The organism is Streptomyces canus (assembly GCF_001514145.1).
In the GTDB taxonomy this organism is placed as follows: Bacteria; Actinomycetota; Actinomycetes; order Streptomycetales; family Streptomycetaceae; genus Streptomyces; species Streptomyces canus.
Map to the genome: position 1 here is coordinate 278,459 of NZ_KQ948663.1, position 18,195 is coordinate 296,653.

15 protein-coding genes and 5 tRNA genes are annotated in these 18,195 nt (G+C 71.8%); 14 read left to right on the forward strand and 6 right to left on the reverse strand.

What is annotated here, in order from left to right:
- Positions 1 to 130 precede the first annotated feature (130 nt).
- From AQJ46_RS26055 to AQJ46_RS26090, 8 genes are all read left to right on the forward strand, one after another.
- Positions 131 to 1,162, forward strand: a complete 1,032-nt coding sequence (locus tag AQJ46_RS26055; protein WP_059207917.1) for a methionine ABC transporter ATP-binding protein — start codon at positions 131 to 133, stop codon at positions 1,160 to 1,162.
- A complete protein-coding gene (locus tag AQJ46_RS26060) occupies positions 1,159 to 1,884 on the forward strand; it encodes a methionine ABC transporter permease (protein WP_057614220.1) in 726 nt (241 codons plus the stop codon). The genes AQJ46_RS26055 and AQJ46_RS26060 overlap by 4 nt, the downstream gene beginning before the upstream one ends.
- 67 nt (positions 1,885 to 1,951) lie before the next feature.
- A complete protein-coding gene (locus tag AQJ46_RS26065) occupies positions 1,952 to 2,779 on the forward strand; it encodes a MetQ/NlpA family ABC transporter substrate-binding protein (RefSeq protein WP_059207918.1) in 828 nt (275 codons plus the stop codon).
- Between the two features lie 146 nt (positions 2,780 to 2,925).
- Positions 2,926 to 3,564 carry a GNAT family N-acetyltransferase gene (locus AQJ46_RS26070; protein WP_059207919.1) on the forward strand — a complete coding sequence of 213 codons (639 nt, stop codon included), beginning with the start codon at positions 2,926 to 2,928 and terminating at the stop codon, positions 3,562 to 3,564.
- 121 nt (positions 3,565 to 3,685) lie between these two features.
- Positions 3,686 to 4,897 (forward strand): precorrin-6y C5,15-methyltransferase (decarboxylating) subunit CbiE, encoded by a 1,212-nt coding sequence (cbiE, locus tag AQJ46_RS26075; protein ID WP_059207920.1) that lies wholly within the window; start codon positions 3,686 to 3,688, stop codon positions 4,895 to 4,897.
- Positions 4,898 to 5,274: 377 nt separating this feature from the next.
- Positions 5,275 to 9,069 (forward strand): nicotinate-nucleotide--dimethylbenzimidazole phosphoribosyltransferase, encoded by a 3,795-nt coding sequence (cobT, locus tag AQJ46_RS26080; RefSeq protein WP_059207921.1) that lies wholly within the window; start codon positions 5,275 to 5,277, stop codon positions 9,067 to 9,069.
- Between the two features lie 167 nt (positions 9,070 to 9,236).
- Positions 9,237 to 10,478: a uroporphyrinogen-III C-methyltransferase gene (gene cobA, locus AQJ46_RS26085; protein ID WP_059207922.1), complete on the forward strand. Its 1,242-nt coding sequence runs from the start codon at positions 9,237 to 9,239 to the stop codon at positions 10,476 to 10,478.
- Between the two features lie 64 nt (positions 10,479 to 10,542).
- A complete protein-coding gene (locus AQJ46_RS26090) occupies positions 10,543 to 11,361 on the forward strand; it encodes a TrmH family RNA methyltransferase (RefSeq protein ID WP_059207923.1) in 819 nt (272 codons plus the stop codon).
- A gap of 62 nt (positions 11,362 to 11,423) precedes the next feature.
- Here the strand turns inward: AQJ46_RS26090 and AQJ46_RS26095 are convergent, their stop codons facing one another.
- A complete protein-coding gene (locus tag AQJ46_RS26095; RefSeq protein ID WP_208616990.1) occupies positions 11,424 to 12,836 on the reverse strand; it encodes a serine/threonine-protein kinase in 1,413 nt (470 codons plus the stop codon).
- 196 nt (positions 12,837 to 13,032) lie between these two features.
- Here AQJ46_RS26095 and AQJ46_RS26100 point away from each other — a divergent pair, with 196 nt between their 5' ends.
- From AQJ46_RS26100 to AQJ46_RS26115, 4 genes are all read left to right on the forward strand, one after another.
- Complete coding sequence (locus AQJ46_RS26100; protein ID WP_057614212.1) at positions 13,033 to 13,308, forward strand: hypothetical protein; 276 nt, start codon at positions 13,033 to 13,035, stop codon at positions 13,306 to 13,308.
- 196 nt (positions 13,309 to 13,504) lie between these two features.
- Positions 13,505 to 13,687 (forward strand): hypothetical protein, encoded by a 183-nt coding sequence (locus AQJ46_RS26105; protein ID WP_057614211.1) that lies wholly within the window; start codon positions 13,505 to 13,507, stop codon positions 13,685 to 13,687.
- Positions 13,688 to 14,305: 618 nt separating this feature from the next.
- Complete coding sequence (locus AQJ46_RS26110; protein ID WP_059207925.1) at positions 14,306 to 15,244, forward strand: aminoglycoside phosphotransferase family protein; 939 nt, start codon at positions 14,306 to 14,308, stop codon at positions 15,242 to 15,244.
- An 80-nt stretch (positions 15,245 to 15,324) separates the two neighbouring features.
- Positions 15,325 to 15,633 carry a TFIIB-type zinc ribbon-containing protein gene (locus AQJ46_RS26115; protein ID WP_057614209.1) on the forward strand — a complete coding sequence of 103 codons (309 nt, stop codon included), beginning with the start codon at positions 15,325 to 15,327 and terminating at the stop codon, positions 15,631 to 15,633.
- 48 nt (positions 15,634 to 15,681) lie between these two features.
- Here AQJ46_RS26115 and AQJ46_RS26120 read toward each other — a convergent pair.
- From AQJ46_RS26120 to AQJ46_RS26140, 5 genes are all read right to left on the reverse strand, one after another.
- A tRNA-Val gene (locus AQJ46_RS26120) sits at positions 15,682 to 15,753 on the reverse strand.
- A gap of 31 nt (positions 15,754 to 15,784) precedes the next feature.
- Positions 15,785 to 15,856: transfer RNA gene (locus tag AQJ46_RS26125), tRNA-Val, on the reverse strand.
- 34 nt (positions 15,857 to 15,890) lie between these two features.
- Positions 15,891 to 15,962 (reverse strand) — tRNA-Val (locus tag AQJ46_RS26130).
- A gap of 1 nt (position 15,963) precedes the next feature.
- Positions 15,964 to 16,037 (reverse strand) — tRNA-Cys (locus tag AQJ46_RS26135).
- Positions 16,038 to 16,076: 39 nt separating this feature from the next.
- A tRNA-Gly gene (locus tag AQJ46_RS26140) sits at positions 16,077 to 16,149 on the reverse strand.
- A 178-nt stretch (positions 16,150 to 16,327) separates the two neighbouring features.
- Here AQJ46_RS26140 and AQJ46_RS26145 point away from each other — a divergent pair.
- Complete coding sequence (locus AQJ46_RS26145) at positions 16,328 to 17,371, forward strand: chorismate-binding protein (RefSeq protein WP_059207927.1); 1,044 nt, start codon at positions 16,328 to 16,330, stop codon at positions 17,369 to 17,371.
- A complete protein-coding gene (locus AQJ46_RS26150) occupies positions 17,368 to 18,189 on the forward strand; it encodes an aminotransferase class IV (protein WP_059207928.1) in 822 nt (273 codons plus the stop codon). Before AQJ46_RS26145 ends, AQJ46_RS26150 begins: the two co-directional genes overlap by 4 nt.
- The last annotated feature ends 6 nt before the right edge of the window (positions 18,190 to 18,195 follow it).

Genomic DNA, 18,195 nt, shown 5'->3' on the forward strand with positions numbered 1-18,195 from the left:
CCCCGAAGCGAGCCGCCCCGGCACGTCCGTACGCCGTGAACGCCGTACGTGACCCATGTGCCCGCGCACGACTTCTCTCCCGTACCGGGGCACACCCACGCCCGCGTACTCGACAGTGACGGAAACCCCAGTGATCACGACAACAGGCCTCACGAAGGTCTACCGCTCACGCGGGCGAGAGATCACCGCCCTCGACGGCGTCGATCTCCACGTCCGCGAAGGCGAGGTGTACGGCGTCATCGGCCAGTCCGGCGCCGGCAAGTCCTCGCTCATCCGCTGCGTCAACCTGCTGGAGCGCCCCACCGCCGGCACGGTGACCGTCGCCGGACAGGACCTCACCGCCCTCGCGGGCCGCGGACCCCGCGCCGGCAGGGAGCTGCGGCAGGCGCGCAGCCGTATCGGCATGGTCTTCCAGCACTTCAACCTGCTGTCCACCCGGACGGTCCAGGACAACGTCGAGCTGCCGCTCGAAATCCTCGGCAAGTCCGGAAAGGAGCGCTCCCGCAAGGCACTTGAGCTGCTGGACCTCGTCGGACTCGCCGACCGGGCGGGCGCCTACCCGGCCCAGCTCTCCGGCGGCCAGAAGCAGCGCGTCGGCATCGCCCGTGCCCTGGCCGGCGACCCCAAGGTGCTCCTGTCCGACGAGGCCACCAGCGCCCTCGACCCGGAGACCACCCGCTCGATCCTCCAGCTGCTGCGCGACCTGAACCGGCAGTTGGGCCTCACCGTCCTGCTCATCACCCACGAGATGGACGTCGTGAAGTCGGTCTGCGACTCGGCCGCCCTGATGGAGAACGGCCGCATCGTCGAGTCCGGCACGGTCGGCGAGTTGCTCGCGACCCCCGGCTCCGAGCTGGCCTCCGCGCTCTTCCCCGTCGGCGGCGAGGCCACCGGCGAGGACCGGACCGTCATCGACGTCACCTTCCACGGCGAGGCCGCCACCCAGCCGGTCATCTCCCAGCTCTCGCGCACCTACAACATCGACATATCGATCCTCGGTGCCGCCATCGACACCGTCGGCGGCCTCCAGATCGGCCGGATGCGGATCGAACTGCCGGGCCGCTACGAGGACAACGTCGTGCCGGTCGGCTTCCTGCGCGAACAGGGTCTTCAGATCGACGTCGTCGGTGCGCCCCAGCCGGTGAAGGAAGGTGCCAAGTGACCTGGTCCGAGATGCGGCCCCTGCTGGAGCAGGCGTGTTGGGACACCCTCTACATGGTCGGCTGGTCCACGCTCATCGCCGTCGTGGGTGGCCTTCCGCTCGGTGTCCTCCTCGTCCTCACCGACCGCGGCGGACTCCTCCAGAACGTCGTCGCGAACAAGGTCATCGGACAGGTCGTGAACGTCGCCCGCTCGATGCCGTTCATCATCCTGATGGTCGCGCTGATGGGCTTCACCCGCTCGATCACCGGGACCACCATCGGCCGCGAGGCCGCCATCGTGCCGCTCGCCATCGGTGCGATCCCGTTCTTCGCGCGCCTCGTCGAGACGGCTGTCCGCGAAGTGGACGGCGGGCTCGTGGAGGCCGTGCAGTCGATGGGCGGCAACACCTGGACGATCGTCCGCAAGGTTCTCGTCCCCGAGTCCCTGCCCTCGCTGATCGCCAGCACCACGACCACGATCGTCGCCCTCATCGGCTACTCCGCGATGGCCGGCACGGTCGGCGCCGGCGGTCTCGGTGACATCGCCATCCGCTACGGCTACCAGCGCTTCGAGACCCAGCTCATGTGGATCACCGTCGCGATCCTCGCCGTCGTCATCTCGCTCATCCAGTTCGCCGGCGACTACGCGGCCCGGTCCCTGCACAGCCGCGGCGGACGCTCCGGCCCGGCACCGAAGCTGCGGCTGCTGAAGGCCTCCACGGCGGACACCAAGACCGTCTGAGCCACCCCCGATTTCCCCGTGCACCCGTACGCGGGGTTCGCTGCACCCAAAAGGAAAGGCACTTTTCGTGCGTAACGCCATAAAGCTCACCACCGTCCTCGCCGCCGGAGCCCTCACCTTCGGGCTCAGCGCCTGCGGTTCGTCCGGTTCGGACTCCGCCTCCGACACCAGCGGACCGCTGGTCGTCGCCGCGAGCCCCACCCCGCACGCCGAGATCCTGAACTACGTCAAGGAGAACCTGGCGAAGAAGGCGGGCCTCGACCTGGAGGTCAGGGAGTTCACGGACTACGTGACCCCGAACACGGCGACGGAGGACGGCTCGGTCGGCGCCAACTACTTCCAGAACCAGCCGTACCTCGACGACTTCAACAAGAAGCGCGGCACCCACATCGTGCCCGTCGTCACGGTCCACCTGGAGCCGCTCGGCCTCTACTCCCACAAGGTCAAGAGCACCGACGCCCTCAAGAGCGGTGCGACGATCGCCGTCCCCAACGACAGCGTGAACGAGGCCCGTGCCCTCAAGCTGCTCGACGCCAACGGGATCATCACGCTCAAGGACGGCGTCGGCAACGAGGCGACCCCCTCCGACATCGCGAAGAACCCGAAGAACCTCACGTTCAAGGAGCTGGAGGCGGCCCAGACCCCGCGCTCCCTGGACGACGTCGACGCGGCGGTCGTCAACGGCAACTACGCCATCGAGGCCGACCTCAAGCCCGCCACCGACGCCCTCGTGCTGGAGTCCGCCAAGAACAACCCGTACGGCAACTTCCTCGCGGTGAAGGACGGCAACGAGGACGACCCGCGCGTGAAGAAGCTCGCCAAGCTGCTCACCTCCGCCGAGGTCAAGAAGTTCATCGAGGACAAGTACGCCGGTTCCGTCCTCGCCTCCTTCTGATCACCGGCGCGTATACGACGTATCGCCACGCACGGGGTCCACTCCGTCACCAGGTGTGGGCCCCGTGATGCGGTTCGGTGCTTTCATGCTGCATGCTGGGCAGTTCAGCAGGCCCTGCAGGTCTTCCGACGGTTACGGAGTGGCGCATGACTGGCACCTTCCCCAACATCTCCATCAGCACGGAGCGGTTGGTGCTGCGCCCTCTCGACGAGGACGACGTGCCCGCGCTGGCCGAGATGATGAACGACGAGCAGGTCGGGGCCTGGACCGACGTGCCCCAGCCCTTCAGCGAGGAACGGGCGCGCGGCTGGATCACGCGGTACGCGCCGACCGAGCGGGAGGCCGGCCGCGGACTCGACTTCGCCGTCACCGAGTTCCTCACCCAGCGCCTGGTCGGCATCGTCCAGCTCGCCAAGACCGACTGGCACGTGCGCTCCACGGAGTTGTCGTACATCATCGCCCCATGGGCGCGCGGTGAGGGCTACGCCTCCGAGGCCGCGCTCGCCACCGCCCAGTGGCTGTTCACCGACCAGAAGTTCGAGCGGATCGAGCTGCGCACGGCGGCCGACAATACCGCCTCCCAGCAGGTCGCCCAGAAGATCGGCTGTATTAGCGAGGGTGTCCTGAGGAACGCCTGCATAGCGCACGTCCGCGCCGAGGACGGCACCTGGAGCGACGTCCGCACCGACTTCATCGTGTGGAGCCTGCTGCCCGAGGACCTCGACGGAGCGGGCGATCAGCTGGCCGACGCGGACGGCTTCACGACGTACTCCGACTGGAACTGACAGTATTCGACCTCAGGTCGGCGAAAGCGCTTCCGAGGCGCAGCGGGTACCCTCACGGAGCCGCCCGCGGGCTGCCCACCGACGAAGGCCTGCGCACACCCCCCCTGGAGACTGAGAGACGATGGCCGACCGGGTCACGGTGATCGGCTGGGACGGCTCGCCGCTGACCGCAGCGGCACGCTCCGCCCTCGGCGCCGCCACGCTGGTCGCGGGCGCCGCCCACCATCTGGCACTCCCCGAGGTGCCACCCGCCGCCGAACGCATCCGCCTCGGCAGCGTCGCCCTCGCCGCCCGCCGCATCACCGGCCACCGCGGCACCGCGGTCGTGCTCGCCGACGGCGATCCCGGATTCTTCGGAGTCGTACGGACCCTGCGCGCACCCGAGTTCGGCCTGGAGGTCGAGGTCGTCCCCGGCGTCTCCTCGGTTGCCGCCGCCTTCGCGCGGGCCGGTATGCCCTGGGACGACGCCCAGGTGGTCGTCGCCCACCGGCGCACCCTGCGACGCGCGGTGAACGTGTGCCGAGCCCACACCAAGGTCGCCGTCCTCACCTCGCCCGGCGCCGGACCCGCCGAACTCGGTCTGCTGATGGAGGGCGTCCACCGCACCTTCGTCATCTGCGAGGAACTCGGCACAGACCGGGAACAGGTCACGGTCGTCACCTCCGACAAGGCCGCCGACCACACCTGGCGCGACCCGAACCTCGTCATCGTCATCGGCGGCACGGCCGCGGTGACGGAAGGCGGCGGATGGATCGCAGGGCGCGACCCGGCCGCCGCGTCGCGCGGCTGGACCCTGCCCGCCGAGGCCTACGGCGGCCTCATGGGCGAAGGCGAACTGGAACCGCTCCGCGCGGCGCAACTCGCCCGGCTGGGGCCACGCGTCGGCGACCTCGTGTGGGACATCGGCTGCGGCAGCGGCGCCTTCGCCACCGAGGCGGCCCGGGCCGGGGCGGCCGTCATCGCCGTCGACCGCGACCTCAGGGCCTGCGAGCGCACCGAGGCCAACGCCCGCGCCTTCGGGCTCCAGGTCCAGATCGTCCCCGGCACGGCCCCGCACGTCCTGGAGAACCTTCCCGAACCGGACGTCGTCCGCGTCGGCGGCGGGGGAGTGGCCGTGGTCTCCGCGGTCGCCGACCGCCGTCCGCAGCGCATCGTCGCCCACGCGGCCACCCGCGACGAGGCCGAACTCGTCGGCCGGGACCTCACCGAACACGGCTACCGCGTCGAGTGCGCCCTCCTCCAGTCCGTCGAACTCGACACCCGGGCCTGGACGGAGACGGAACGGAGTGTCGCGTTCCTGCTCAGCGGGGTTCTCCCGGACCGCACGGCCTGACGCCTGCGGTCGTCGGTTCGCCGTCCCCGTGATCCTGTTGTCGTACCGCGCGCGGTAGGCTGGCCGACTGTTGTACCGCTTCTGGCTGCCCGGCATTCGTTCGTCAATGTCCGGAAAGCGCGCCCGTTTTGGGGTGGGTGTGGTACGGCAGAACCGGAGGACGCGCAACGTGGCGCAGTCCACAGCGGGCTGTCGCGGATCAACCTGTCGCGACGGAGGAACGGCCGGGACAATGCCAGTTAATGGCTTTGTCGTCTTTCTCGGCGGGCCGTTCGTGCCGCTGGGCACGCACGCTCGTTCTTCACTGCGGGGGCGGTCGGTGCGCCGTCCCCGGCGAGCTGGTCGTAGAAGCACTAACCGATGGGCGAGGGGTACGCATGACCGACACCGGCCAGGTCCCGGGCGAGGGACTGCCGGAGAACGCAGGCATGGTGGAACAGCCGGGCGTCCCGGTTGCGTACACCTACCTCTCCGAGACCACCGCCGAGGACGAAGACCTGTTGCTGCTGCCGGGCGCCCAGAGCCCGTGGGGCAACGAGGTCGCCCCGCCCGCCCCGGAGCCGGTCGTCGAGACCGTCCACGAGCCGGGCCCGCACGAGATGTCCGGCCGCGACAGCGGAGTGCACGATCTGAGCGCCGTCCGCACGCCCCAGCCGCAGGCTCCCTCGACGCCGATCCCGCCCATCACGCCCCGCCGGCCGCTGCACCTCGGTCCGCCGATCCCGGACGCCTCCGCGAGCCCGGTCCGCTCCCTCGCCGACCGCGGCCCCGCGGGCGCACCGGTACGGCAGCCGGCCGCGGCCGTGCCCAGTCCCGAGTACTTCGACACGCCGCAGCCGCAGGGCGCGGTCCCGTGGGGTGCCCCGGCCCAGGCCGCCGTCCAGACGCCGGTGAGCACGGTGGCCCCGGCTGCCGAAACGGTTGTTCCCGCCCAGGAGCCGGTGGGCGCCGCCCGGTCCGCGGAGCCCCACCTCGCTTCCGAGGCGGAGGCCGCGGAGTACGAGGCTCCCGAGGCCCCGGTGCCGGATGCCGTACAGGGCCCGGAGGCCGGGTACGCGCCGGAGCCGGCGCAGACTTCGGTCGCCGAGGCGGGTCAGGTCCTGGCCGACGGTTCCGGGGCTGACGGAGTTCAGCCCGACGGGAGCGAGCAGCAGTTGCCGGGAGACGGCTCCCTGCCCGACGGTGTTCAGCTCGCTCCGGCTGCCGGTGCGGAGCTGCCCGCGGAACAGTTCCTGGCCGACGGCCCTGTGGCCGAGGCGGTCCCGGATTCCGGTGCCGACGCCGAGCAGGCGCCGGACAGTGGCCCCAGCGTCGATGCCGTGGAGGACGCGGTCGCCGTGCCGGACCCGGTCGACCCCGCTGAGGCCATGCCTGTCGTGGAGACGCCGGCTGCGGCGGTCGACGCTGACGACACCCCGCCGGTCGCCGAGGAAGCAGTGGCCGGGCCGGAGGCCGTCGCCGTCCAGGAAGCGGTCGCTTCGGAAGCGGTGACTGCCGAGGACGCCGAAACCGGCACGGTCCAGGAACCGGACGCCTCTCACGAAGCTGTCGTCGTTCCGGAAGCCGAAGCCGCCGTGGAGGAAGCCGCACCCGTCGTCGGCGAAGACGTCGTGCTCCAGGCACCCGTGGAGGCCGAGCAGCCCCCGCAGCCGGCGGATGCCGTCAGCGCACCCCACGAAGTCCCCTCCGCCCCCGCGGAGGACCTCGCGGCCGAGGTTCCCGAGCCACTCGCCGTCGAGGAGGCAGCACCGGCGCCGGAGCGGATCCAGGAGCCCGCCGCTGCCGCTCTGCCCGCCGAGGCCCCGCAGGCCCACCACTTTGTCCCGCCCGCCCCGCAGGGCCCCGTCGCAGGGCCGGCCGACGCGCCCGCCCAGGAAGCGCCGGAGCCCCTCGCGGCGGACGTGGCCGACACCGACGTACAGGCGATGGACCCGGCCGCTCCGGCAGACGAGGTCCAGTCGTCGGACCCGGTCGCGCCGCAGGAGTTCCCGGCCGCCCCCGACCAGGCGCCGCAGGGCCCGCAGACGCCGGCGGCCCAGCCGCTCGCGGCGGAACTCGTCGATGCGCAGACCCAGTTCGCGTACCCCGCCCCCGCCGAGGCCCCCGTCGTACTGCCCGCCGGAGTCCCCTTGGAGCCCCGACCGGGCGAGCCCTTGGGCGAGTTCGTGCCGGTGGAAGGCTCGGTGCCGACCACCCCGCACCTCGCGCCGACCCCGCCGCACGCCACCGACGAGACACAGCAACCGGTGGTCCCGGCCCCGCGTGAGGCGGGCGGCGACCCCGAACCCGCACAGCAGGCGGACGACCTGGACACCCGCGCGGCCGATCAGGAAGACCGGGAAGCCCAGGAAGCCCAGGAAGTCCCGGAAGTCCCGGAAGTTCAGGAAGTTCAGGAAGAAGTGAGCACGGCCGCCGTGGAAGAGGTACGACAGTCCACGGGCCCCGCCGCGCCCGCCTACGACGACGCCGAGCGCGAGGCCGTGCTCAAGGTCATGCGGGAGCGCCGCGACATCCGCAACGGCTTCCGCAGCGACCCGATCCCGCACGAGGTGCTGCTCCGTGTCCTGGAGGCCGCCCACACCGCGCCCTCCGTCGGCCACTCGCAGCCCTGGGACTTCGTCGTCATCCGCTCCGCCGAGACGCGCGCCGCGATGCAGGACCTGGCCCAGCGCCAGCGGGAGGCGTACGCCAAGTCGCTGCCCAAGGGCCGGGCCAAGCAGTTCAAGGAACTGAAGATCGAGGCCATCCTCGAGACCCCGGTGAACATCGTCGTCACCGCGGACCCCACCCGCGGCGGCCGCCACACCCTCGGCCGGCACACCCAGCCGCAGATGGCCCCGTACTCCGCCGCGCTCGCCGTGGAGAACCTGTGGCTCGCGGCCCGCGCCGAGGGCCTCGGCGTCGGCTGGGTCAGCTTCTTCGACGAGCGCGAGATGGTCCGCGCGCTGGGGCTCCCCGAACACCTGGAGGTCATCGCCTACCTGTGCGTCGGGTACGTCGACGAGTTCCCGGACGAGCCCGAGCTGATGCAGGCCGGCTGGTCCAAGCGCCGCCCGCTGTCATGGGTCGTGCACGAGGAGACGTACGGCCGCCGCGCCCTGCCCGGCGAGGAGCCGCACGACCTGCTCGGCGAGACCGTCGCCCAGATCCGCCCGCTGGACGCCAAGGCGCTCGGCGAGGCCTGGGAACGGCAGAAGCGGATGACCAAGCCGGCCGGCGCGCTCGGCATGCTGGAGATCATCTCCGCCCAGCTGTCCGGGCTCTCGCGGCAGTGCCCGCCGCCCATTCCGGAGCCCGCGGCCGTCGCGATCTTCGCCGGTGACCACGGCGTGCACGCCCAGGGCGTCACCCCCTGGCCGCAGGAGGTGACGGCCCAGATGGTGGCCAACTTCCTCGGCGGCGGGGCAGTTTGCAACGCCTTCGCCGCTCAGGTGGGCGCCGAGGTGTGCGTGGTGGACGTCGGCGTGGCGTCCGAACTCCCGGCCACGCCCGGTCTGTTGCCCCGCAAGGTCCGTGCCGGTACGTCCGACATGACCACCGGCCCGGCGATGACCCGCGAGGAGGCCAAGCAGGCCATCGAGGTCGGCATCGAGACCGCGCGTGACCTGGTGGCCGCCGGCAACAAGGCCCTCCTCACGGGCGAGATGGGCATCGCGAACACCACCGCGTCCGCCGCCCTGATCTCGGTCTTCACGGGCACCGACCCCGCAGACGTGACCGGTCGCGGCACGGGCATCAACGACGAGACCCTGGCCCGCAAGACCGAGGTCGTCCGCCGCGCGATCGACCTCCACCAGCCGGATCCCGCGGACCCGATCGGCGTTCTGGCGGCGATCGGAGGCTTCGAACACGCGGCGATGGTGGGCCTGCTGCTGGGCGGCGCATCGCTCCGCACGCCGGTCATCCTGGACGGCGTCAGTGCGGGCGCCGCCGCCCTGGTGGCGCGCGCGATCGCCCCGGAGGTCCTCGCGGCCTGCATCGCGGGCCACCGCAGCGCGGAACCCGGCCACGTGGCCGCCCTGAACAAGCTCGGCCTGCGCCCTCTGGTCGACCTGGACCTCCGCCTCGGCGAGGGCACGGGCGCCCTGCTGGCCCTCCCGCTGGTCCAGAGCACGGCGCGGGCGATGCATGAGGTGGCGACCTTCGATTCCGCAGGGGTGACCGAGAAGTAGGCGCTGCGAGGGGGATCCGGGGACGCGGTCCCCGGGTCCCCCTCGCACATGCGTCCGTGCCCGGCAACGACGCCCAGTCAACGGACACCTGAACCGCCCTCCCCGCTCACCCCGTAAAATCCGCACGTCAGGGCCACTGCACCGCCGTAAAGAGGAGCCGCACCCTCATGGCCGAAAACCCCGCCTACCCCGTAGGCCTCCGCCTCACCGGCCGCAAGGTCGTCGTCCTCGGCGGCGGCCAGGTGGCCCAGCGCCGTCTCCCGGCTCTGATCGCAGCGGGCGCGGACATCGTCCTGGTGTCCCCCTCGGCGACGCCCTCCGTAGAGGCGATGGCGGACACGGGCGAGATCACCTGGGCCCGGCGGCCTTACCAGGAAGGCGACCTGGAGGACGCCTGGTACGCCCTGATCGCCACCGGCGACACGGAGGCGAACACCCGTGCCTCGGCCGAAGCGGAGCGCCACCGCGTCTGGTGCGTCCGTTCCGACGACGCCGACGCCGCCACCGCCTGGACCCCGGCGACGGGTCACAGCGAGGGCGTCACGGTCGCCGTGCTCACGACGAACGCGAAGGGCCGGGACCCCCGCCACACGGCGGCCATCCGGGACGCGGTGGTCGAGGGCCTCCGCGACGGCACCCTCGTCGCCCCCCACCACCGCACCCGCACCCCCGGCGTGGCCCTCGTCGGCGGCGGTCCCGGCGACCCCGACCTGATCACGGTCCGCGGCCGCCGCCTCCTCGCCGAGGCCGACGTCGTCATCGCCGACCGTCTCGGCCCCCGCGACCTCCTCGCCGAGCTCCCGCCGCACGTCGAGGTCATCGACGCGGCGAAGATCCCGTACGGCCGTTTCATGGCCCAGGAGGCCATCAACAACGCCCTGATCGAACACGCCAAGCAGGGCAAGGCGGTCGTACGGCTGAAGGGCGGGGACCCCTATGTCTTCGGCCGGGGCATGGAGGAGCTGCACGCCCTCGCCGAGGCCGGCATCCCCTGCACCGTCGTCCCCGGCATCTCCAGCTCGATCTCGGTCCCGGGCGCGGCAGGCATCCCGGTCACCCACCGGGGCGTGGCACACGAGTTCACGGTGGTCAGCGGCCATGTCGCCCCTGACGACGAGCGCTCCCTGGTCGACTGGCCCTCGCTCGCCAAGCTCACCGGCACCCTCGTGATCCTCATGGGCGTCGACAAGATCGGCCGGATCGCCGAGACCCTGGTGGCCCACGGCAAGTCGCCCGACACCCCGGTCGCCCTGGTCCAGGAGGGCACGACGGCGGCCCAGCGCCGGGTCGACGCCACCCTGGCGACGGTCGGTGACGTGGTCGTGGCCGAGGACGTGAAGCCTCCGGCCGTCATCGTCGTCGGCGAGGTCGTGGCCGTAGGACCGCGGATGTCGGAGCCCTCGGAGTAACCCGGGGTAACACAACCTGCTCCCAGCCGTTGGCACCGCTCCCAGGACAAGGCAGTATCACCCTGTGGCCGATCTCATCACCGTCGAGGACCCCGACGACCCGCGCCTGCACGACTACACGGGCCTGACCGACGTCGAACTGCGACGCAAACGCGAGCCGGCCGAGGGCCTGTTCATCGCCGAGGGCGAGAAGGTCATCCGCCGGGCGAAGGACGCGGGCTACGAGATGCGCTCCATGCTGCTCTCCGCGAAGTGGGTCGATGTCATGCGTGACGTCATCGACGAACTCCCGGCCCCGGTCTACGCCGTCAGCCCGGAGCTCGCCGAACAGGTCACCGGCTACCACGTGCACCGCGGCGCGCTCGCCTCCATGCAGCGCAAACCCCTGCCCACGGCGGCCGAGTTGCTCCGGACCGCCCGCCGGGTGGTGGTCATGGAGTCGGTCAACGACCACACCAACATCGGCGCGATCTTCCGTTCGGCGGCGGCGCTGGGCATGGACGCGGTGCTGCTGTCGCCCGACTGCGCCGACCCCCTGTACCGCCGCAGCGTCAAGGTCTCGATGGGCGCGGTCTTCTCCGTCCCCTACGCCCGCCTCGACTCCTGGCCCAAGGGCCTGGACTCGGTCCGCGAGGCCGGCTTCACCCTCCTCGCCCTCACTCCGGACGCCAAGGCAAAGACCCTCGACGAGGCCGCCCCGCACAAGATGGACCGGGTCGCGCTGATGCTCGGCGCCGAGGGCGACGGCCTGACCACCCAGGCCCTGGTCGCCGCCGACGAATGGGTCCGCATCCCGATGGCCCACGGCGTGGACTCCCTCAACGTGGGCGCGGCGGCCGCGGTCGCGTTCTACGCGGTGGCCACGGGACGCCCACAGGGCTGAGCCGCGGGTCGGGCCGGATCCGCCCAGGGCGCTTACCCTTGACGGCGATCCCGGCGAAGCACTCAGTCCGTCCCGCCGCCGACCAACTGCTGCGGTTCCTGGGGCGGCGGCGCGTGCACCTGTCCCTGCCGCTGTTCCCTCACGACACCGCTGTCGCCGCCGAGTCCGCGCGGCGGCCCCTGGCAGCCCTGGGCGGCGGCGATGCCCAGGGCCACGAGCAGCGTCACGACGACGAACACGAACAGCCGCTGACGCAGGAGACGCGGGTTCGCGGGGCGCAGTCCCGTCTTGGTGTTCCTGGGGGAGGGCCGACCGGTACCGCTGCGCTGCGCGGGGCGGTTTCCGCTGCCGGAGCGGGTCGTGTTCCGCGAGGAGGCCGGGGTGGACCGGGGGCCCGGGCGGGAGGGGGGTACGCCGTTGCCGCGTGGGGTGCTGCCGCCGCGTGACGGGGCCCCGCCGCGCGCGGGGGCCTGGCCCCGGACCTGCCCGGAACCGCGGGCCGGAGGGGTTCCCTGGGGGCTGGGAGTGCCCGGCTGACCCTGGGGGCGTCGTTGGGCGGACCGCTCCGGATAGGTGTCGGCGATGCGTCCGGTGGGCCGGTCCGCCTCGCCGGCGCGCGGGGCGGGCGGCCGCAGATCCGGCAGGCCCTGTGCCTCGCGGGCCGCGATCTCCTTGAGCCGCAGCGACAGTTGGAGCGTGCTCGGCCGCTCTTCGGGGTCCTTCGCCAGACAGGCGCGGATGAGGGGGGCCACCGCGTCGGGCACGCCGTGCAGCTGCGCCTCCTCGTGCACCACGCGGTACAGCATCACCTCGGAACTGCCGTGCCCGAAGGGCGAGTCGCCCATCGAGGCGTACGCCAGGGTCGCGCCCAGGGAGAACACGTCGGTGGCCGGCGTCACCGCGGCGCCGCGCACCTGCTCGGGCGCGAGGAAGCCGGGGGAGCCGACGGCGGTGCCGACATGGGTGAGCGTGGAGGCTCCGGTCGCCCAGGCGATACCGAAGTCGATGATCCGCGGGCCCTTGGGGGACAGGAGGATGTTCGACGGCTTGAGGTCGCGGTGCACCACCCCCGCCTCGTGCACGGCGACGAGCCCCTCCGAGAGGGCGGCCCCGATGGCGGCGACCTCCGCCGCGCGCAGGGAACCCTCGTCGGCGACCTTGTCGTGGAGGGAGGGGCCGGGGACGTACTGGGTGGCGAACCACGGACGGTCCGCTTCCAGGTCCGCCGCCACGAGCCGGGCGGTACAGCCGCCGCGGATCCGCCGCGCGGCGGAGACCTCGCGCGCGAAGCGCGACCGGAACTCCTGGTCCTCCGCGAGATCGGGCCGGATGACCTTCAGCGCGACCCGCTGCCCCTTGCGGTCGGAGCCCAGGTAGACGACGCCCATTCCACCCGCGCCGAGCCGTCTGTGAAGCTTGAACGAGCCGACGACGCGCGGGTCCTCGCGCCTCAGGCGCATCATCGCCATGTTCATCCCCGCTGCCCGGTCCGTGTGACGAGCCACAGCTTACGTTTCCGCGGGCCGCCGCGCGCAGAGGCCGCGCCCTCTCGTCCCGATGGATTGTCAGTGCCGGGTGGGAGACTTGAGGGGTGGTCAGGGAGCCGGAGGGCGGGCGGACTTCGGCGCGCATGTGATCCCAACCACCCGTCGCAGAAGGGGGATTGAACCCGTGAAGGGTGATCGCGTGGAGATAGTCGTGGACGCAGGGGACACGACGCGCACATACGAGGTGGTGGCGAGCAGGGCGGGCCGCCGGGTGGAGACGGCGGTACGACGGGGTGTCGTGGAAGTGAGCGAAGTCACGCGGAACGGATCGGTGGTGCGGACGGCCCGGTTCATGGCGACCCGGGTCCTCGCTCTGGTGGAGCAGCCGGTGCCGCGTGAGGACGGCTCGGAGAAAGCCGGGCAGACCGGGCGACCCCTCCGGGAAGACCCGGAGACCTAGGTCCCCGTCTCCACCCACGGGAGTACTCCGCTGGTCATTGCTCATCCTCGGGGAGGCCCGGCAATCGGTACGAGGGCATGACGTGCGGAGAGCCCCCGACGCCTAGATTTGAGGTCAAGCGGCGGGTGCAGCACTCGTCCCCCGAGGTCAGACACCCGCCGCTGCCAACCACAACAGAACGGTCAGGAGAGGGACCATGGCTCTTACGGCACCGCGGACACTGTCCCGCACATCCAAAACCCGCCGTACGGGCCGCCGTCACCCGCTGGTGGCGACGCTCATGGCCCTTCCTCTGGCGGTCCTGCTCCTCGTCGTCTTCGACGGCTGGGAGACAGTGACCACACAGGCGTCGTCCGTGGGACTGATGCTGGGGCGCTGAGCGGCGACCCCAGGCCCGGAAGAGCGGTCCGGGCGGGGACATCAACCCATGAAACCCCGTGGGGACGGGGGTGCGGCGGACGGCAAAAATGCCGGCGCAGCTGGGGAGCTGCGCCGGCATTGCTTTGCCCTCCGGGGGTTGAGCGGGGTGCCTCCGGCGGTTGAGCGGGTGCGGGTTCGGTGGGGGCGGACGTTGTGCGCAGTTCCCCGCGCCCCTGATGCCTGCGGCGCAGCTGCGACTCCGGTGGGGGGCGGGTGTCGTGCGTGCGGGTGTGTTGGGGGTCGGGGCCGGGGTGGGGGGTGTCCGTCCTCGGTCCGGCGGTTGCTGTTGCTTCAGCGGTTGCTCGGTATCGGACGCCGGCCGCTGCGGGCGGACACCCCCCACCCTGTCCCCTTCGCGCCGTACGCGGCCACGGCCCGCCGTCGTGCAGGGTGCGGCGAGCGGTCCGTCGCAGTGCGGGTGACTGCAACTTCCCAGGGGCGCGGGGAACTGCGCGACCAGCCCCCACCGGTCTGCAGACGCGCAAGGACCCAGCGAGCCACCTCCCATAGGCGCCCAGCTCAAGCCAGCGCAGCGGCTACGCTCGCGAACAGACCACCCCGCCGCCCAGGGAGTCCCGTGACCGCCCACCCCCTGCTCACCGAGCTCACCCTCAGAGCCAGAACCGAGGCTCACTCCCATAAGCAGTCGGCGTGCCCCTGCGGAGCGGCAACCCTTGCCGACCGCCCCGACGCCACAGTCGTCCGGCACGCGGACACCGTCGCGAAGGCCCACGCCCCCGACACCGCCCCCGCCGAGCTGACCCCCCGCCTCGCCACAGCCGCCCACCTCCCCGGCATCCTCCTGCCCCCACTCGGCAGGACCCCCGTCGACCTGCACGGCAGACTCGTCACCTTCTGGCCGTACGGCGAACCCGTGGACCCCGAGAACCCCGACTCCGCCCCCTGGGAAGCCGCCGCCACCCTCCTCGCCCGCCTCCACCGCACCCCCGCCCCACCCGGCCTGCCCCCCATGCGCGGCCCCGCCAAAGCAGCCCTCGCCGTTGCCCGCCTCCTCGCCGCCACCCGCCAAAGGCCCGCCACCCATGTCCTCCGCGCCTGGCGCACCCTCCCGGCCTGGGCCCGCGCCGAGACGCCCATGTCCGACACGACGACCCTCTGCCACGGTGACCTCCACCTCGGTCAACTCGTCCGCCACCCCGTCCCCGACGGCCCCTGGCACCTCATCGACGTCGACGATCTCGGCGTAGGGGAACCCGCCTGGGACCTCGCCCGCCCCGCCGCCTGGTACGCCTGCGGCCTGCTGTCGCCCGACGACTGGTCCCGCTTCCTCGGTGCCTACCGAGCGGCAGGCGGCCCCGCGGTCCCCGCCGACGGCGACCCCTGGCCGGCCCTGGACGTCGCCGCCCGCGCCCTCACCGTGCAGACGGCGGCCCGGGCGATCGTCAAGGCGGCCGAGGCGGACCGTGCGCTGGACGACGTGGAGCAGGCGGTCGTCGACGCCTGTGACCGAATGGGTTCTGCCCCGCCGCAGTTGGCGGGCGGTTTCGCGAAGTAGGGTGCAACCGACCAGGGCCGGACGGAGTCTGTCCAGGCGTAACGCGAAGCAGGACCAACGGGCGAGGAGTTGAGCCGACGATGCAGTGTCCGAAGTGTCACGCACCGATGCACACCTACAACCGCAACGGTGTTCAGATCGAGCAGTGCAGCGGCTGCCGCGGGATCTTTCTCGACTACGGCGAGCTGGAGTCGCTGACCCGCATGGAGTCCCAGTGGGGCGGCGGCCCTGCCGTTCCCCCGCCCCCGGCCGCTCCGCAGTACCCGGCCGCGCCCGGCGGACCTGCCTGGGGCGCGCCGCAGCACGGAGGCGGTCACTACGGCGGCCACGGCGGCCACGGCGGTCACCACCGCAACCGCGGCTTCGGCCACATGCTGTTCTCCAGCTGACCGAGCAACGAGGAAGCCCCCGGCCGCAGGGCCGGGGGCTTCGGTGTGTGCGCGATACTGGGATTGAACCAGTGACCTCTTCCGTGTCAGGGAAGCGCTCTCCCGCTGAGCTAATCGCGCGGGAACCACGATCAAGATCGTGAAGACTGCGTGCGCGATACTGGGATTGAACCAGTGACCTCTTCCGTGTCAGGGAAGCGCTCTCCCGCTGAGCTAATCGCGCGGGTCAGACCTTCGATCATCTGCCGAAGATCCAGTGGACGATACTGGGATTGAACCAGTGACCTCTTCCGTGTCAGGGAAGCGCTCTCCCGCTGAGCTAATCGTCCTTGGAGGTGGAGACGGGATTTGAACCCGTGTAGACGGCTTTGCAGGCCGTTGCCTCGCCTCTCGGCCACTCCACCAGGAGTGCAGGGGCTCGGGAAGATCCCCTGTTTCCATCGAGCGGACGACGAGGCTCGAACTCGCGACCTCAACCTTGGCAAGGTTGCGCTCTACCAACTGAGCTACGTCCGCTTGTCGTTTCGTTCCGCTCTCGCGGCCCGGCGACGAGTTGAACTCTAGCGGATTCCGGGGCCAGTACAAAAACGCGTTTGCGCAGCGTGCTGCGGTGCGCATGTCGACGTACGTGGTCAGGGCGGCCTGAGGGACATGGCCAGGTCACCCGCAGGACACCCGCCATAGACTCGACAGCGTGCTCGACCTCCCTCCTCTCGCCCGTTTCGGCGACCGCCTCGCCACCGGTCTCCTCGATGTCACCAGTGATCCCGCGGCTCTGGAGTCCACCGGCTTCTGGGCCGTCGCCGCGGACTTCGAGGGCGGTCTGACCTGCGCCCGCTTCGCCGACGTACGCCAGGAGCCGGTGCCTTCGCCGCGGCCCGGAGCGTGGCCAGGGCCCCCGGTCGGTGACTGGACGTCATCGCTGGATCGCGCCGCGTACATGGAGGGTGTACGGCGGATCCGCGCGCACATCGCCACCGGCGAGGTCTACCAGGCCAACCTCTGCCGGGTGCTGACCGCGCCCCTCGCACCCGGCGCCGACGCGGACGTGCTGACCGCGCTGCTGGCCCGCGGCAATCCGGCGCCCTATGCAGGAACGATCCGGCTGCCCGGACACGGGGTCGAGATCGCCACCGCCTCCCCCGAGCTGTTCCTGCGCCGGGAGGGCAGGATCGTGGAGTCGGGGCCGATCAAGGGGACCGGGCGGACCGAGGACGACCTGCTGGCCAAGGACTACGCCGAGAACGTGATGATCGTGGACCTGGTCCGCAATGACCTGGGGCGGGTGTGCGCCACGGGCAGCGTGACCGTTCCCGACCTGTGCGCCGTGGAGAAGCACCCCGGTCTCGTCCACCTCGTGTCGACCGTGCGGGGCGAGCTGCGCGAGGGCGCCGGCTGGGCCGAGCTGCTCGACGCGGCCTTCCCGCCCGGCTCGGTCACCGGCGCGCCCAAGTCCAGCGCCCTGCGGATCATCGACGCCCTGGAGACCGCGCCCCGGGGGCCGTACTGCGGAGGCGTCGGCTGGGTCGACGCCGACCGGGGCACCGGGGAGCTGGCCGTCGGCATCCGTACCTTCTGGATCGACCGTGCCGAAGGAGTGCTGCGTTTCGGTACCGGCGCCGGTATCACCTGGGGGTCCGACCCCGAGGGGGAGTGGCGGGAGACCGAGCTGAAGGCGTCCCGGCTGCTCGCGATAGCGTCGGGGACGTACGAGGTGAGTGGAGGGACCCCTACGTGAAGATCTGGCTCGACGGCGGGCTGCAGGACACCGAGACGGCGCGCGTCTCCGTCTTCGATCACGGGCTGACCGTGGGCGACGGCATCTTCGAAACGCTGAAGACGGTGGACGGCCGCCCCTTCGCCCTCACCCGGCATCTCGACCGGCTGACGCTGTCGGCGCGGGGCCTCGGGCTGCCCGACCCCGATCACGACGAGATCCGCCGCGCCTGCGCCGCCGTACTCGAAGCGAATCCCGTGCCCCTCGGGCGGCTGCGCATCACGTACACCGGCGGCCATGGCCCTCTTGGCTCCGACCGGGGAGAGCACGGGCCGACCCTGGTGGTCGCCCTCGGCGAGTCCTCCCGGCGACCCGACTCCACGGCCGTGATCACCGTGCCCTGGACCCGTAACGAGCGCGGCGCCCTCACCGGGCTCAAGACCACCTCGTACGCCGAGAACGTCGTGGCACTCGCACGCGCGCGTGCGGACGGCGCTTCCGAGGCGCTGTTCGCCAACACGGTCGGACAGCTGTGCGAGGGCACCGGGTCGAACGTCTTCGTCGTGCTCGACGGTGAGATCCACACTCCGCCGCTCGCCTCCGGCTGCCTCGCGGGCATCACGCGCGCGTTGACCGTGCAATGGACCGGAGCCAGGGAGACCGACCTGCCGCTCGACGTCCTGGAGCGGGCCGACGAGGTCTTCCTCACCTCGACTCTGCGGGACGTCCAGGCCGTCCATCGCGTCGACGCGCGCGAACTGCCGGGCGCGCCCGGCCCGGTGACCGCGAAGGCCATGCGGATCTTCGAGGAGCGGGCCGGGCACGACCTCGATCCGTAAAGCCCG